This window comes from Paenibacillus sp. FSL H7-689, assembly GCF_000517905.1.
Taxonomy (GTDB): Bacteria; Bacillota; Bacilli; order Paenibacillales; family Paenibacillaceae; genus Paenibacillus; species Paenibacillus amylolyticus.
On record NZ_ASPU01000011.1, the window covers coordinates 136,703 to 153,525 of the forward strand.

At 42.7% G+C, this 16,823-nt stretch carries 8 protein-coding genes; all 8 read right to left on the minus strand.

Annotated elements, in window-relative coordinates; genetic code table 11:
• Positions 1-9: 9 nt before the first annotated feature.
• From C170_RS07155 to C170_RS07190, 8 genes are read right to left on the minus strand one after another with little or no spacing between them, the layout of a single operon-like run.
• The gene (locus C170_RS07155; protein WP_036607773.1) at positions 10-801 is read right to left on the minus strand and encodes a hypothetical protein; all 792 of its coding nucleotides are present in this window, start codon (positions 799-801) and stop codon (positions 10-12) included.
• Between the two features lie 16 nt (positions 802-817).
• Positions 818-1,771 (minus strand): hypothetical protein, encoded by a 954-nt coding sequence (locus C170_RS07160; RefSeq protein WP_036607775.1) that lies wholly within the window; start codon positions 1,769-1,771, stop codon positions 818-820.
• 3 nt (positions 1,772-1,774) lie between these two features.
• Positions 1,775-2,857, minus strand: a complete 1,083-nt coding sequence (locus C170_RS07165) for a hypothetical protein (protein WP_036607777.1) — start codon at positions 2,855-2,857, stop codon at positions 1,775-1,777.
• 13 nt (positions 2,858-2,870) lie between these two features.
• Positions 2,871-3,221 (minus strand): hypothetical protein, encoded by a 351-nt coding sequence (locus tag C170_RS07170; protein ID WP_036607780.1) that lies wholly within the window; start codon positions 3,219-3,221, stop codon positions 2,871-2,873.
• 1 nt (position 3,222) lies between these two features.
• Positions 3,223-4,989, minus strand: a complete 1,767-nt coding sequence (locus C170_RS07175) for a hypothetical protein (protein WP_036607782.1) — start codon at positions 4,987-4,989, stop codon at positions 3,223-3,225.
• Positions 4,990-5,048: 59 nt separating this feature from the next.
• On the minus strand, positions 5,049-6,182 hold the full coding sequence (locus tag C170_RS07180; RefSeq protein ID WP_051447054.1) for a hypothetical protein: 1,134 nt from the start codon (positions 6,180-6,182) through the stop codon (positions 5,049-5,051).
• 16 nt (positions 6,183-6,198) lie between these two features.
• Positions 6,199-10,887, minus strand: coding sequence for a hypothetical protein (locus tag C170_RS07185; protein WP_036607785.1), 4,689 nt, complete (start codon positions 10,885-10,887; stop codon positions 6,199-6,201).
• Between the two features lie 45 nt (positions 10,888-10,932).
• Positions 10,933-16,731, minus strand: a complete 5,799-nt coding sequence (locus C170_RS07190) for a hypothetical protein (RefSeq protein WP_036607787.1) — start codon at positions 16,729-16,731, stop codon at positions 10,933-10,935.
• Between the last annotated feature and the right edge of the window lie 92 nt (positions 16,732-16,823).

A 16,823-nucleotide genomic window follows, 5' to 3' on the forward strand; every position in this document is an offset into this window, starting at 1 on the left:
ATCACCACCTTAATTCATCAGGACAGCAACCGTAGCGCCTGATAAAAAGCTCTGTCCACCAATCGACAGCGAGTATACCTTATATGTTTTAGTGCCCACTTTGATCTCATCTCCATGGGAAACCCCAGCAGAAGGTACCGCATAGATATCAATAAGCTCTCCCCTAGGACCTTCCACACCATTACACATAATAACCGGACCAAGATGATAAAGAGACCCCCACCCTGGATTAACAGGAAGCATGGCAGAGTAAGCATCATAAATGTTATTCACCATCTGTTTATCTTTATCACGCAACGTCCGAATACCATTATCCCCGTTGTAGCTGAGGCCAACACTCAAACTCGAGGAATCTGTCTCTGTGGCATACCTGTTCAGAATTCCGAAGTAACCCAGATTGGATATACCGGTAACCGAGTTCACATCCCCCTGCAAATAAATAATAATACGGTTTGGTTGAACTGAAACTTGGTAATCGATTAATAGATTCGTATCAACGGCACTTGTATGACATAGGAAGTCCTTTTTCACTTCGGCTCTGCCCAAAGGAATACTACCATCTGTTGCCATCACATCTTCAGCCACACTCACGGTCAATTTATTTCCCGTAGTTCCCTTCGTGTTTCCAACCTCAAGTCTGAAAAACAGTTTATCTGAACCCGTTGTGCCCACCGATTTCAGCACGATTACACTCGCTGTCTCGTAAAAAATGGACCAGGGAGATCCCGCAATCATTTTAAAGCCTTGAACAATATTCGCGAATAATTCATTCATCTTAACTTTGCCTGTGAAATTAGCCATTCCTCATAAACACCTCCTATATTTGGAAAAGTAACGCTCTTTGTCCACCACCAAGCAGTCTGGCACCATGGAAGAACTTCGGTCTTGAATACACAGGAGCCAGGTTCGAATTGTGGTAATAACGTCCATAGTCTGTATTCGGATAATCCTGATCTACGACATGAAACACGTAATACTTGCCATCATTGCCAAGATCCAGGATCGATCCGTCCGGGTGCTGCGCACTGTTTTTAAATACAATAGAACGAATACCCTTGAATTCCCCCCTAGCTCCTTCAGATGGATGATAGACCATAAAAGGTGTAACATAGTATCTTGAACCTACACCTGGAGAAGGGATGGACTCTGTCCCAAAATTGTACAGTGCGTACTCCGTTCCATTCCGTGAAGTCATAACGACACCTCTCGGTGTATCATATTGATCTGATATGTTGTTATCCGAAGCGGATAAAGGCATATGTGGAAAAACGCCATAAAATTTATTGGCAATCGCCGGGTCCTCTTGCTCTAATGGCTGGCATTTACCTAGGAATATTCGTACCGGGTAAGCTCTTTCCGGATAGTTCAGACTCTCTCCATGGATAAACAGGATATCCTCATTCGTAATTACAGACCACTTATAGTTCACATTATACTGTACGTTATGACACAAAAATGGCGTTTCCGTCATGAATTTATCTGTGTCCACTGGCGAATTTACGAATAGATCTGGTGATGCCACATTGCTTCCCAGGTTCTTCAGTCCCCAGCGAATGTTGACTCCTCTGGCGTGCGCCCATACACACATGGTAAAACGCATGGATGTATTTTTTTTATTGGTAAGCAGCGCATTGCCCCAGTTGGCATAAGTCGTTTCGGCCGTATGTATGGTATCCCAGTAAGGATCGAGTGCATCTTTCAATGTGTTAACAAGCGTTGAAGTAAATAAGCTTAGCGTACTGGTAAACTCGTGTCTGCGAATCATGGTCATGCACTACACCTCCTTCTCGATCTCGAATAGCAGCACCCGTTGTCCGCCACCGAGAAGTAACGCTGAATCGAAGAAGTAGGGTTGACCTGCATATGCGGTACCGTTTGTTGCATAAAACTGTTGATTGGTAGCAGGATGGGCTTGGTTAAATGCATGGAAGACATAGTACCTTTCATCCTCCAAGTCCAAGATTGATCCATCTGGATACTTACTGGCATCCTTAAGTACTGCAGTTCTGATACCTTGGAACTCACCTCTGGCACCTTCTGTTTCATGCCAAACGTAAAATGGTGAAATAAAAAATCTCCCACCTACACCCGGTGAAGGTACTTGTGAACTCGTCGCAAAGTGATATAACGCATTTGGTGTTCCATTACGTGAAGAACGCATGTACCCGCGTCCTGCCCGATATTTAAGTTCATCGTCGTTGTCAATTAAACCGTGGGGGAAGTGAGAGAAAATACCGACGTTATCGTTAGCAATCAAAGGATCTTCTTCTTCGAATGGTTTTACTCTTCCAAGATACATACGGAAAGGATATGCTAGATTTAAGTTTGTCTGAGGTTCACCAAAGAGAAATATATAGTTCTCACTGATAAATAAACTCCACTTCCAATAGACATTAACAGCTGTATTAATACTCCTGTATTCACTACTATAGACAGAGTTATAGTCCATTGTATGAAAAGGGATTTCGGTGACTGCTCCAAGATTAGTATATAAATCGGGTAATATTGTAGATGCATTATTTCTTAAGCCTGTTCTTAGAACATAATTCTTTGAGTACGATCCACGACTATTATCACTACCGTATGTATAACTAGAAGAATTCATTGAAATTGTGAAAAAGAGACTGGGATCATTATTATTTTTTGCCGTTATCGTCCCTTGATTAGCGATACTATTTAGATTTGTATTCCACGATTTGGGCTGTGCGTAGCTATTAGTGTTGCTATAAGACCACTCCCAGTGGACATCGCCATACAAATCCTGTGTTACTGTATCGTAAAGGGTCTTAATAAACGTTGAACAATACGAGTAAAACTCATAACGACGCAGTGCACCTAACAAAATATTTTCAGCCAACTATCCCACCTCCTTAAGCACCAAATCGGATTTTCATTTCGTGAAAGATGTTCTCTTTAAGTACGATTAACAGAATTGATTTCACCATGTCACTTCTCTCTGTTATGAGATTCTCTTGATAAGACTGCTCTTTGTCCCCAGCTCCATCCTCTGTCTCCACACCACTAGCGGCCTCATGAATTTCAGGTAGCCCTTTAAGTGAAGGTAGAAACTTATGAGCCACATTATCAAACAGAATATTGCTTTCAAAAGCAAAGATTAGAATTTCAATTTCCTCTGTACTGAATGGCTCTAAGTGATTGCCCACTAATTTATCCATGATGGTATGTAGTGCAAACTTCACATCCTGCACGGTCCTCGTCACGTCAAATCACAACCTTTCTAATTTTTACTTGTTTGATGTTACCGCTAGCATCATATTCAAATCCCTTCTGAACTCCTTGGCCATCATAGATCAAGGTCTCAGTCTTAACGGTACCGTCTGCATTGTAAGTAAACGATGTTTTCTTCAATAGCTGTGGAGTCAATTCTAATGAGAACACTTCTTCTGACTCAATGTCACCATTAGAGAAGTAGTTATATATGACATCCAGCTCAAGTGTACTTCCTTCAAGAAAGACAAGTCTCCTCCGGATGTCCGTGTCATCGAAGGTAGCACCTCCTTGAAGCACATAATACTCTGCACCATTGTTGATTTCGCGCAGTACTCTACCCGTAATGTCACGCTGATACTCAATGGACTTGATCTGTCCGTTACTCTCAGTAACCTCCTGTCGTTCCAGATTTCCATCCGGGCTATAGAAGTGCTCAATGGTGCGGTTGATCCCTCCATCAATCTTCTCCGTATGCACTTTTCCATCTGGATAATAGGTATATTCGGTTACCGAAGTGGTGTTAATAATTGACCCACGACCAATGACAGTTACTCGGGCTTCTTTGGGCACATCAAAAGTAAACCGTATAAGCGTATCATTATATTCAATGTAATCGTCTCCTGCATCCATGCGTATTCCATCCAGAAATACCTCTGCAGAATTTGAACCAATCACATATCTGGGCACTTGAAAATCTCTAGTCGTCGACAACCTGCTGTTAGGAGCAGAAGTGAAATGGAATACGGATTGATGCTCCATAGTGCCTCGACTTTCAGCGAGTTCAAGACGACTCTGCATATTGTCGAGTCTGTCCTTGAGAGCATCATAGACGACTCCATTTTTGTCTTCTCTTGAAACCACAACTTCTTTAGCAGTTGCTTCTAATTGGGCTTCCATCGCTTTGATCGCCGTATGATGTGTAGCAATTGTTGTGGTTTGCTCACCAACGGTTTTTTCCAGATCATCTACACGAATTCCCAATGCTGACATGTCATTTTCAACAGATCCCTTTGTTAAGAAATACCTGAAATCCAAAGCCGTGAGTGAAGTTGTTGGAGAAACTCCAACATCAAGTCCACCAATGATCATGGCATCCTTGGGCTCTTCTTGATCTGAACTGTAAGAGTACCGCCCATTTTCATGAAGAAAAATATAATATGTCGTATTGGCTTCAATGTCTGAAATGCTGAATGTCTGAGAAAACTGATCCACAATAACCTTGTTGATACTGGCTCGTCCTGCATTAATCGTAACTTGGACACTGTTATTTGCATCTAGGTACGTGGGGTTGGTAACACTGAGATCCTGAATGGGTTGCTTCGCTACAACTTCAATCGCTTTCTCCAACGTGTCAAATCGATGAACTATGGATGCCTCTGCTCCACGTGCTTCTTTTATCTCCGTCTCCGCAAGACTCAATCTCTTCTCATGGTCATCCTGACTCTTGGAAATGGTATTGACATCTGCTCTTGCCGTCAGAATATCCTGCTGAACATCATCCAATCGTGAGCTGTTTGAAATAACCTTAGTCTCGACATCGCCTAATCTCTGCTCATGATTTTTTACTGCGTCTCGGCTATCGTGTGCAGATTCTTCTACGAGTGTGATTCGATCACCTAGACTAAGCGCATTCCCTCTGGCTTCATCCAACTCTGCAAGATAGGAATCAATCTCATCATGCGTACGGACCCCAATATCACTTAATTCCTTATGACTCTTGGCGGATGATCGATGAGACTGGTTAATTCTTACTGACATTTGACCACCTCCATTCATGCCTTACATGATCTATACGTAATTACTCCAATACGATTAAGTCATATGTATGTCGAATACATCTGTAGCGAAAATTTGACTTGGGAAGCATACCTGTCTTGAGATTCTTCCCTTTCCATTCGCAGCCAGAATGGATAGGACGCTCCTGGTAAGATGGTAAACGCGGTGATCGAGTAGCTGAAAGACCCAGGAATGCCTTCAACATCAGGCGCAATCTGCACTTTATCCGTCCCGCTTGTGAGCGCAAAGGTTACATTTTTAAAATCTCCTGATATCATGGGGTTCTTGGCAAACATTCGAACTTCTTGTGTAGCAGAACCACCTGCCGTTAAATAGCCTAGAAACCTATCCGTGTTGGGATAAAGAAGCACATCGAAATCTTCTCCTGTTTCAGGATTCGACTCTTTGTAATATAAATCTGGTGTAACCTCAAAATACATTAGGTCTCCCTTGTATACCTTTATAGAATCCATCGCCTGAAACCGATTTCCATCCGGAAGCCTAATCCCGAAATTGCCCTCAAACGGATATGGATATCGATCCATGTTAAAATGTACAACCGTTTCTTCAGATCGGCATACCCTAGACTCAAGCACAACACCACTCTGATCGATTAGATCAACCACAGTTCCTTTGGTTAGATTGTCTACGGTAATAGATGTTCCTTTGTTGATTCGAATATACTGAATATGCATGGGGTGATCCCCTTCACCCTTCAGATAAAGACCAATTTTAGGGGCTCCCACCAGTTCTACAGAACCAATGATGTTCCAAATCACCCCATCATCCGACCAATACGCCGTATAATAGTTATAATCTCGAATCAAACGTATCCACGGGTAAGTCTTAAGCAAAGGCTTTGGCAAGGACATATCCAAAAACTCTTCAATCTCCATGTAGTTATGTTCATCTACAAACACGATAACTCCACCGTAACATCCCTCTGTATCGGGATTGTAACTGTTCTTCACATCCATGACGAATTGCTTCATATCTGTCAAAGGTTTATAGAACATATACAGCGGATCTTGACCATGTTTGAGCACCAGGCTGCCACTACCCGCTTCATAGCGAGTAGCATCGTTAGGGAGTACTTCCCATTTGGAATCCAGGTTGGAGCTTACGAACGCATCCTCATAAATCCTGCCTGACTCTTTCAACCTCACAACACCCATACAGAACCTCCTTTCTTTACGTGAATAGCCAGATGCGTTTACCGATCACACACATCTTGGGCCTTGCTTTCCAAACTTCCAGCAAACATTTAATAAGCGCTTCAACACACTTGTCTCCACCACCACCTTCGCAGTAAGGAATGACGTAGACGTCATCACATATCCAGTTGGTCAGCTCCATCCAGTCCAGATTAGCATATTCGTAACTACGCGTACCCACTTCCTGAAGTGAGGTGAACACCCATTTGAACTCATGTTTGCCTTTGGACACTGGATATGAAAATGTATAGTATCCACCCTCTTGGGTGAATGTTTTGATCAGCTCATCGTCAATGAAGAAATCCAGTTGACAATCAAATGGCTCAGGTACCCACACCCATCGTTCGTAGGCTTTGAAGTCATGCACCCGGAAGGTGGTTAGATATCGTTTTCCTGTCCAATCGCTGATTTGCCCCTTCTGATCTGTTGTAATCTCCACCTTATACTTGCTATATGGCTTGGGAGCCAGATCATTCAGTTCGAAGCCACGATACCCATCCCCGTAATACTTTTCATCCCATAACACTTTTCCGTCCTCACGTGTAATTTTTACGCGCATATTACTGTTATCGCAGCCACCCATCCAGATCGGTTTGTTATTCCAAACTTCAAAGTGAGTCACCTCAGCCCAGGATGGATCAACTTTGCTAATATCGTCAAGTTGCATCGATCCGCCCCAGATCATCGCTCCATCTCCCGGGCAGCTCTGTTCAAATCGAATGCGAACCTCATAACTTTTCTTCTGATCTGATGTATTTTCTACCTCAATAGAAATGATTTGGTCATCTTCATTTGTGAATGGTCGAGTATCAATTACTTGGCCTTCTTCAAGAGTTTCGATGACAATTTTCGTTCCGGAACAAGCTCTACTTGTATTTTTATATAAACGAATTACATCGAGCCAGGCATGACTTCCACCATCTGGCGCAGTCGTAACTGGTCCGGGCGGATTCCATGAGTCTTCACTTGGATGTGGAGACTCTCCTTCTCCATACAGTAATCCCTGAGCGTCTCCGCAGAAAGCATCCCATGTCTCTAAAAAGCTACCTCCGCTGAGAGTGAATCCACCAGCATCCAATCCAGAAGCCGTAGTTTCACCCCTTTTTTTATGAAGGGTGTACTCAATTCGATAGGTATGACCAGGTGTTAAAGTTTTAAAGCTGTCTGTAAATTTTCTAGGCTCTCCGTTTAATAAATTATAAGTGGCACTTCCCGCTTGCATATCTAGTGTTAAATCCCATATTACTGCTTGTACTTTCGTTTCATAATCATAATCGGGATACCCAATCAAACTATTTTCATTTTTACTGTAAGGGTCTTCAGTATGTATCTGCAAATTACCAATAGTCGCATGATAGCGGACATTTTGCTTGTTTTGATCATTATCTGGATAGGTATCCGTAACTCCAATACTTACTGTATACCTACCTGGTCGGGGTACATTAATTACATCAGATTGATAGGATGCTGCCGATTTTTCCCAAAATTCATCGGTGAAACTGTCATAATCAACAGTGGTACTATTGTATCCTCTGTTGTTATTCTCTTCATGGATTAGCTTTTTTTGTTTTGACTGACCTTCAGGATAGAAATATACTCTAAGTTTAGCTCTTGGGTTCTTGTCTACAAGGTAACTAATAAATTTATAGTTAAGTCTGAATTTTCCTTCACAATGAAAAGAAATTTCTATTTTTTTCGTGTATTTACTATCAAAATCAGAATTATTATCTCCTGGCTCTGTACCTTTAACGTTTACAGAATAATAAGATGTTCCCAAAAATTTAGGGTATCTTACTCCTGAACTTGGAATGATAGTTGGAATAATTTTTCTTAGACCTTGAACTTTTTTATTTTTCACCGGATAAACGGTAATTTGCTCATTGTATAAGATACTTCCAGTAGGTGGAGCTTTAAAATACCGTGTGACTGTCTTACCTTCATCCAGCACTTTAATACCCTGCATACCATTATCACTATAAATTAATCCATCGTTCTTCCATCCCCACTGGCTAGACTGTGCTGAGTTTCCGTCATATGGGACTTGCCCATATTGAATTTTGTGAGTTTGAGTACCTGCTGGAAAACAGCTTTGTCCAAAAGGATCGGTGACTACATCTCTTATTTGCTCATTTGCTGGACCATCTCCACCGGTATTTCCAGAGCCTCCGGAGCCTCCTGAACTTCCCGCACTAGGAGTATATGCCTTCCCATCCTGGTATATCCAGCGGAATATATGATTACCAGCAGGGAGGGGATACATACAATCTGTACCTTTATCACCGTTGGATTGACTTCCTGTCCATACGCTGATGCCATCTATTTGTAGTTCCAACTTCTCCCCCGTATCAAAGTCGCCACCATACTGCCAGCATATATATCCAGAGTTATTCATTGAAGCTGTAAATTCACAAATAAAATTTTGGTTATGTCCCTGCGCCCACATTACACCATCTCCAACCGGGATTGGATCAGGGGGATTGTCAGGGTTATATTGCGGAGGTTTGATATCTTTCCATTTCCAACCACCAATAAATTTCAAAGACGGTTTATACACATCCTTTTTATTAAATAACTCTCCAAATATTTCGATATCTCTTGAAGTCCCTTTATCTGGGTCATAATTTGAATCCATTGCAGGATAGATTCGCATGTGCTCTTTAATTTTTAATTTGGCACCAGGATTGAGCTCTGCGCTGTATGTAATTGTATCTCCATTTGTTTGTGTAGATGCTCCAGCATCGGTTACATCCCATCCACGTGTCACATCAACATATGAACCTAGCGGTGACGTTGTACGGTATGTATTACCCGTGTTATTACCATAGGTGAACAAATGATTCTTCTGATACTTAAATGGCTCCTCTGTCAATCTATCTTGAATATGAAACTCTATGATGTTGTGTCCAGCCTCTAATGGAATACGCACTAGTTCCCTGGCACTTTGCATGGACGTATAATGTACTAACATTCCGTTAACTTTTACTTCAAAAGCTTCAGTAGGTCTAAGCAAATGCGCGTAACTGAATACAAACCACCCCTCATGATCTAATATCACCTCTGTCTGTGCTATCATATTCCCTTCCGTTGGTTCATCCAAACGTAAAATATCTTCTTTACGGATCCATCTCGGATTTCCCGACATTAACCATTGATATTTTCCAATTCCTTGTCCATAGTGAAACGGCTCCCAATGATCAATCTCTCGCGGAGGACAAGTTACTTCGAGCGAACCTCTCAAGTCCACGGTCGTATCCGGCCCTGCAACAATTTCATATTCGATTTTAGCCTGGTTAGTCTCCGTTTCTGAATATTCCCCATTCAGTCTCCACTCCACACCATGTACTGATGTAGCATAACTGCCATGATCTCCATCCCCGCGCTGAGTGCGTTCAAGCATTTTATCATCAAAAAATAACTGATAATCATGATCGGGATACGGCTCTTCATCCACCCCCATCTTGTAAGCAAATGAAACCGTTCCATCACATTCGTTATCCAGATCCATCGTCATGGTTTTCTTACGTAAATCATCCGTAATGAACTGTCCTTTAAAATGGGCCTGTGCCACACTTTGCGGTGATCTTACAACCCAGTTTCCATACTCATATACGTCCTCACCATCCAGATCGTAATCTTTCGGTGCAGGCGGCTTGCGTGTATCCACAATCTCAACGACTTCTACATCCTTGATATAGATGCCATTGTTCTGCCATACTTCGGGTCTCATTTTGCGGATCAGCCAGTCGAACTTGTACATCTGTCCTGGCTGCAACGTAAAAGCCGCTTCCTGCCATCCGCTATTCTCGCTCCATTCACCTCCGACTTGCTGCCCATTAATATAGAACAGCATGCCATTACCGCGCTTGGCACTAGCCAGGTACTTGAACCTGATCTGTCCATAACGCTTCACACGCCAGTTAAATGTGATTTTGGATGAGTTGCCAATCTCCAGAAGCCCTAAATCCAGTTTTAAGATCATCTCTGATCCAGATTGTTCATTTCGGCCTACGGAGTGGACAGCTACCCATTCCTGATCCTCCGTTGATGATACATATCTGAAGAAATCAGGGAATTTATTCGAGAACGGGACGTCCTTTTTCATTGAAAAGAGCGGAATCTCATATACCGTTGCATCAAAATGATTAAAGTAATTCCCACTAAAATGATGGTAGTAGGGTGCCGGACAGACGGGCAATGATACACCATGATGACTACCGCCAGGCTTCTGAGCATTTTCAAGAATCTTGTGAATACAATCTTTAATCATCTGCAGTACTCGCTGATATTGTGTTTTATCTGGAGGCTGCTGTTGTTCTACCCACCATTCAATCCTGCGATACATATTCCACAGTGCTTCACGGCATCGTACACTCGCATACCACGACTTATCTTTCAGATATTGCTCAATGATTTGATCAATACTGTTTTCCAGTGCATCCAATTGAACCGTCTGCCATCGTCCTATCTGACCGTAACCTGGATCACCCAGAATAGGATTATTTTCTTCGCCATGCCGGTCCGTTTCACTCCTCGGTGCATTGGGACTCTGCGGTAAATACGCAGGGTTATTGGGGTTGCCGTAACTTTCGTCCGCAATCTTCGCTCTCATATTGGCGAACAATACACCTTTCTGTGATTTGGAGAACAAACCAAATGTATGACCCATACCAATCACCTCCCAATCTCTCTATACGACAAAAAGAGCACCGAGTTAATCGGTGCCCGTCAGATCATATTGCAATTTCGAATCTGTGTAGATCTGGAGTTTATTTTTCATGACCGACACGGACAATGTATACCATTTATCCTTCTCCCACTTAAAGGGTTGCATCGGAGAGCCCACTGCAGTTGGATTACCAGCAACGATTTTATATAGCTGCATCGGCGTTCTCATATCCAGACTGTTATCGCTGTCTCCTCCGTGAACCATAAACATCCAATAATTATGTTCATCGAAGTATTTGAAAATAATTCCTGCGCCATCCCCATCCGTACTTGTATCCACCTTGAAATCAATGGAGAACTTATACGTCTCAGCCAGGAAATTATTGCGGTACCATCCACTGATGTCCTTCGTATCTGCCTTGGAATAAAACTTTCCAAGCAATGGATCCCGATCCCAATCACCTTGACCGAATTTAGTCCAATCGTCTGATTGGGATAATTCCAGCGCATCCATATCCTTGGAATACGGATAGTACACATTAAATGGATCATTCGGATCATAGTCCTCCGGCACACCCAAACCACCTTCCCAATCTTCAGGATCCATCCCTCGATCGAGCAGATCTTCCGAGTAATCGAATATGAGACCCTGTGCCATGGTATCCATCATTGGAATGTAAGCATCAGCGGATTCCCGTTCAGCCACCGGGTGATCAGTCAGTGTGAAGCTCTCACGCGGTTCCATCTTGGCTTCGTGATACATTTCCATAAGATGAGCTGTTCTCTCGGGAAGGAACGCGTGCAACTGTTCCAGATACTCTGCTCTTTTCTCAGGTCTTTCAGCGAAAATAAAACCTGTGATGACTTGAGAACAGCGTTCTTCAAATGAAGCCATGAGAGAATCAGGATCTTCAATTTCAGACAATCTGGCGTTCGCTATACCAGTCGGCAACTCTCTTGCAATGCTAGATTCACGTTCCTCTGTTATCCCTTCAAAATCATCTTCACTAAGATAACCCGGGTCTATTAACTTACTGCCAAAGCTCTCGCCGTCATTAACAATGTAACTTGTGTATGGAAGACTATTTCCGTAACTTAACTCCTCACTGGAGAAAGCAAACCTCTGGAGTGTGGTACCATATATCCCATCAAAATGCTCACCGGCTCGCTCACCCCCAACGCCACTTTCCATTTCATGTGAATGACCATATCGATCTATTTTCTCCGTTGCGAATTGCTCCCAATCCAGAGTCGTGCTTCTTAACAAGTTCATTCCAGAATCCAATTGATGGTTATACGCGTCATAAGAACTTCTGGAGCTCATGAACGAGTTATCTTCAATATGAACGTCTCTCGTTTTAAGGTAAGCATATTCGCTTTGGATCAGGTCTAGCTGTTTATATTGGAAGCCAACCAGTTCCATGTCCAAAATGGATTCATTAAATTCCTTGTTTCCGTAGAACATGTCCTGATCCAACGATCCATTTCGCAGTTTCACTACATCATTGATCGTCTCATGGGTATGCGCCCATCTTTCAGCTTTTACCGCCAAAAGGTTGTCATGAAGGAATGCTGACCTATCCTCTTTATTTAACTCAAGCGTTTGGATCAAATCAGCTTCATTACCGTTTTTAAACGCATGAATTTGCTCATCAATAGTGGAATCTTTGGCATTTTTCAGACCGTACATGTTCTCTTCCAAATATGCATATTGCGGTTTGTCGGCGAGCAGATTCTCTTCCATATTGCCGTACTGGGGTTTGTCCGCTGAGAGTACAATCTCTGTTGTTCCATACTTCAAGTTTGTTCCACCAACGATCTCAACTGGAACATCACCGTACTTCAGATTCGTTCCGCCAACAATCTCTACAGGTATATCTCCATAAGTGAGCCCCGTCCCACCCACAGATTCCACTGGAACATCTGCATATTTCAGATTTGTACCGCCTAGTGGTAACGTGAGGTCAAGGTAACCATTTTGCGGTTTATCCGCTATAAGTTGTTCTTCAAGATTAGCAATCTTTTCAATCGTGCTATCAGTTGTCTCATGAAGGTAAGCGTCATGAGTATGCTTGTATGCAAGAATCACATCATGATCCAGTGCTGAATCCTTTTTACTCTTTATCGAATCATAGATCAGTTCGACCAAGTCAGTATCTCTGATACCTTTACCACCGTACCAACCCTCACCATGCAATTCACTCAAGCGTAACTTGACAACTTCACTCTCAATTTCATGAACTGATGCCTCTTTCACGATTCTTGTAAAATGGTTATCTTCAAGCATGAGGGATAATCTGTTCATGTTATCCGAAATGATTTCAACGTTTAATTGTCCTTTGCGCATGATTGAATGAGCCGTCAGCATATCGTCAAGATACGCAGATTTCATTACAGTAGTGGCTAGAGATATCTCATCTTGCACCGATCCATATCGATCTACCCTAATCGCTTCAGGAGTAATATTTACCAACGTGGATTCCCAAGCTTGCCGCATACCTTCGTTAAACTCGATATCCATCGCACCTTCTCTTGCCCACGATGAACCAAGCGTATATCCAATCTCAGCTACTCCATCTCGATATTTCGAGCTGCTTATGGAATAATCCTCGCTGAGCAGCGCAGATCTCCATTTCAAAGTCGCCAGTGAGTAATCTATATCAATAGCTGCCTGACGTGGTTCAATCATGCCAATAGAGTAGCTCTCATTCAAATACAACTGTCTGATCTTGGCTGTGCCTATGGAGTACTCACCACTGATTAAACCTTCTCTTATTGGATTAGTAGCCATAAGTTGTTGATCATACGAGTATCCCTCACGAGTCTTTGACGTTCCAATAGCATATTCGCTGTTCAAAAGCATCTGGCGCAAGTTCGTGCCACCCATGGTGTATTCATCATCAATTATTCCATATCGATACCGGGAAACCCCGCCCATATTAAATTCGGTATGAATCACACTCTCACGGTTCATGTTGGAGCTCACGATATGATGGTCGAGAGCCATTCCGTCCCGTTTATATTTTGCGCCTATCCCGTACTCATCAAAGGTTTGTCCTCTGCGTTCAACTTGACTTCCTTCATACGCTGGGTCATCCGGGAATAATCCCCCTCCAGGATTCAGGTAACCTAATGAATCTTCAAACTCAATAATAGCCGGTCTTGCATTAAAATCTGCGCCGTAAATGACTTCCGTAATTTCGCCATGCTGATCTTCCTTTACTTTCACTCCCTCGAAAACGTCTGTCTCTAGAGTAGAATTACGTCTGTTCAGTTCAGCCGATCGAGATTCATCCTCAAGTACTGTTATGCTCAAATCTTTGGATGCTTCTGAGAGTTCCGTCCCTATATCACCAAGCTGAGATTCCTTCGCACCTTCGAAATTGAAGGAAATGATGCCTGATCTGCTTCCTTCTTTATCAGCTGTTAAGATCCCACAATCGATTAACGCATCTACCCGCTCTCTAATCCCGGCCAAAAACGGTTCATCAAAATAAACCGAAGCGTCTGCATTATTCACAGCTTCCATCATCATTTCCAGGATGACTGCCGGGCTGTTCTCCAAGATCTCCCCAACAATAAATTCCTCGTCCAGATATCCAGGGTATGCTTTATTCCCCAACCATCCTCCACCAACCAATTTGTCTAAAAGCTCGTCTCGAATCATGGTTGGTCGGCTATTATCTCGGATGGATTGCAGGATTGTTTCCAGGTGTAGCTTTTTAGACTCTCTATGTGATACAAGTGGTTTGTCAGTCAGATGTACATACTTCTGTTCATCGTTCTTTCCATACGAATTTAGCTTTTCGAGCATGGTAGAACGTAATAATTCTTTGTCAGCCAAATGGTCCTCAGACTCAGGTAACCACAAATCATGAGCCAACGCTCTTTCTGCCGTTGTTGAACCTGCCGTATAGCTTTCAAAGGATGCTTTTCTTTCTGCGCCTTCCTCGCTGTTCGGGATGAACAAATTCCTTTTTTCTGTTTTTGCAGTATGGAACTTGTCCTCAATATAGCTATCGAACTTGCTTTCCCTTTCACCAAGTGATTGCTTGTTGAGTATTTCAAGAGCCTCTGCAGTCACTCGTTTGCCTAACCTACTCTCCTTCTCTACATACCCAGGAACCTTACTGATCCTTCTGCTCTCCTGCAAATCTCTGAAAACAAAACCGTGCTCCTTACTTTCACGATAAGCCTGTTCTGCATGACGGTCCACCTCACTATGAACCACATAAATTCGTCGTGCCTTAGGACGCTTATGCTCAATATACATTTTCTCCACATAAACTCTTTGCCCCGTAGTCAAATCACCTATGACGTTCATATCTTCTACTTGATCTCGAACAGCCCAAGGAAACTGTCGTTCCACATCCGTAATAGTCCCTATATCTCTGGATGCCAAAATGATACCGGATGCTGTAGTTGCTGGATGTTTGTCTATAATTCTGTGAGCTTGGAGCGGATGCCAAAGGGTATCACTCGGACGAAAGACTAACGCATTTCGATGTTGGTCATGGCTGCTTTGACTGAGATCATCATGAAAGTAAAGTTGCTTGTTGACTTCTCGCGTACTTCTCATTTCGGTATGTAGAACAGTGGGGTACTGACGATCCTTCAGTTTGGCAAGAACATTCTCATGAGTTGTCATTTCATTCTCAATTACCCGCGTAGCCTGATTCAGTCGTGAAAGAAACATGTTCTCTTCGATGTCTCTGATTGCTTGAACAATTGTGCCTGTAGTCGTTCCACCAAAAGTTGTTTCTCGCACAGCTGTTCCCAGTGTATGCATGAGTGTCAATTGTGAAATGTTATCCACTCTTTGGGCTAACGGCAACGTCCGATCAAGGTGCATATACTTTATTTCCTGAAATCTACGAATATAAGCAGTCGACATATCAGAGAGAATGGATAATTGCTGATGATCATCTACCCTTTTCCCAATCATCGTAGCTTGATCAGCAAATGTTTCTTTATGATCATCACGTAAACCTAACAGGTCCTGATATAGAATTTCCACATCTTGTTTGCTTACTTTCCGGGACTGGAGACTTCTCTCAAGTTCTGTACTTCTGAAGTGGTCTTGAATGGCTTCTAACAAAAATTCATTTTGTGTGGATCGTCCAATGATCTTCTCCACTTTCTCGAAAACCTCTGCCACATCCATATCCGGTTTATCGTTTCGAACAGAGTGTATCAATTGTTTAATCACCAGTTCAGAGCTGTTATCTTGCTCTGCACTATCTGCATAGTCCGCAATCATCCCAAATTCACTAACCCTGAAACTGATTTTTCCAGGCTCCAGCTTATCCAGATTCTTAACAAAGTTACGAGTTAAACCCAAATTACGGACAATCTTCAGCTCTTTATCGTTATCTACGCGCCAGCCCTCTGACATATCTTCAGGAATGAATGAGTCCTTTAAACCTCCGGGTCTGTGGCCCTCATCTTGATGATCCATCTCCAAAGCTTCAATTAACGCAGACCGCTGCATTTCAAACGAAAATTCCATGACATCGCCTTGCTTGGTAGCTGAGCTCGATCCTTCCATGGAACTGTGCAGAAGTCCTTCTTTATCCTGTTTAGCTTCACTTAGGACAATAAATCGTTCTTCTCCTTCCAGATCCTTGCGAATCGCTTCCACAAGTTGATGATTAAATCCATGTGAGATCGATCTTGCCATGTAAAAATCAAGCATCAGGACACTTGGATACCGGCTGTAAGGCATGTATATAAATCGATAATCCTCAGGCCTGCTTCCTGTAGTTCCGACTGTAAACAGGTAACCGTACTGAGTTGTCGTGTAATCTATAACGGTGAAATCAAACTTATTGACTACTTGACTCACGTCACTGCCCCCTTCCAACTAAAAAAAAGGGAACCCCTGAGTGGAGTCTCAGAAAGTTCCCTCTCACTGAATCTATACGACTCAGCTTTGAT

Excerpts from the sequence above, each read along its gene's own strand:
- C170_RS07160 (WP_036607775.1), bottom strand. The coding sequence starts at position 1,771 with ATGACCATGATTCGCAGACACGAGTTTACCAGTACGCTAAGCTTATTT.
- C170_RS07155 (WP_036607773.1), bottom strand. The coding sequence starts at position 801 with ATGGCTAATTTCACAGGCAAAGTTAAGATGAATGAATTATTCGCGAAT.
- C170_RS07180 (WP_051447054.1), bottom strand. The coding sequence starts at position 6,182 with ATGGGTGTTGTGAGGTTGAAAGAGTCAGGCAGGATTTATGAGGATGCG.
- C170_RS07185 (WP_036607785.1), bottom strand. The coding sequence starts at position 10,887 with ATGGGTCATACATTTGGTTTGTTCTCCAAATCACAGAAAGGTGTATTG.
- C170_RS07175 (WP_036607782.1), bottom strand. The coding sequence starts at position 4,989 with ATGTCAGTAAGAATTAACCAGTCTCATCGATCATCCGCCAAGAGTCAT.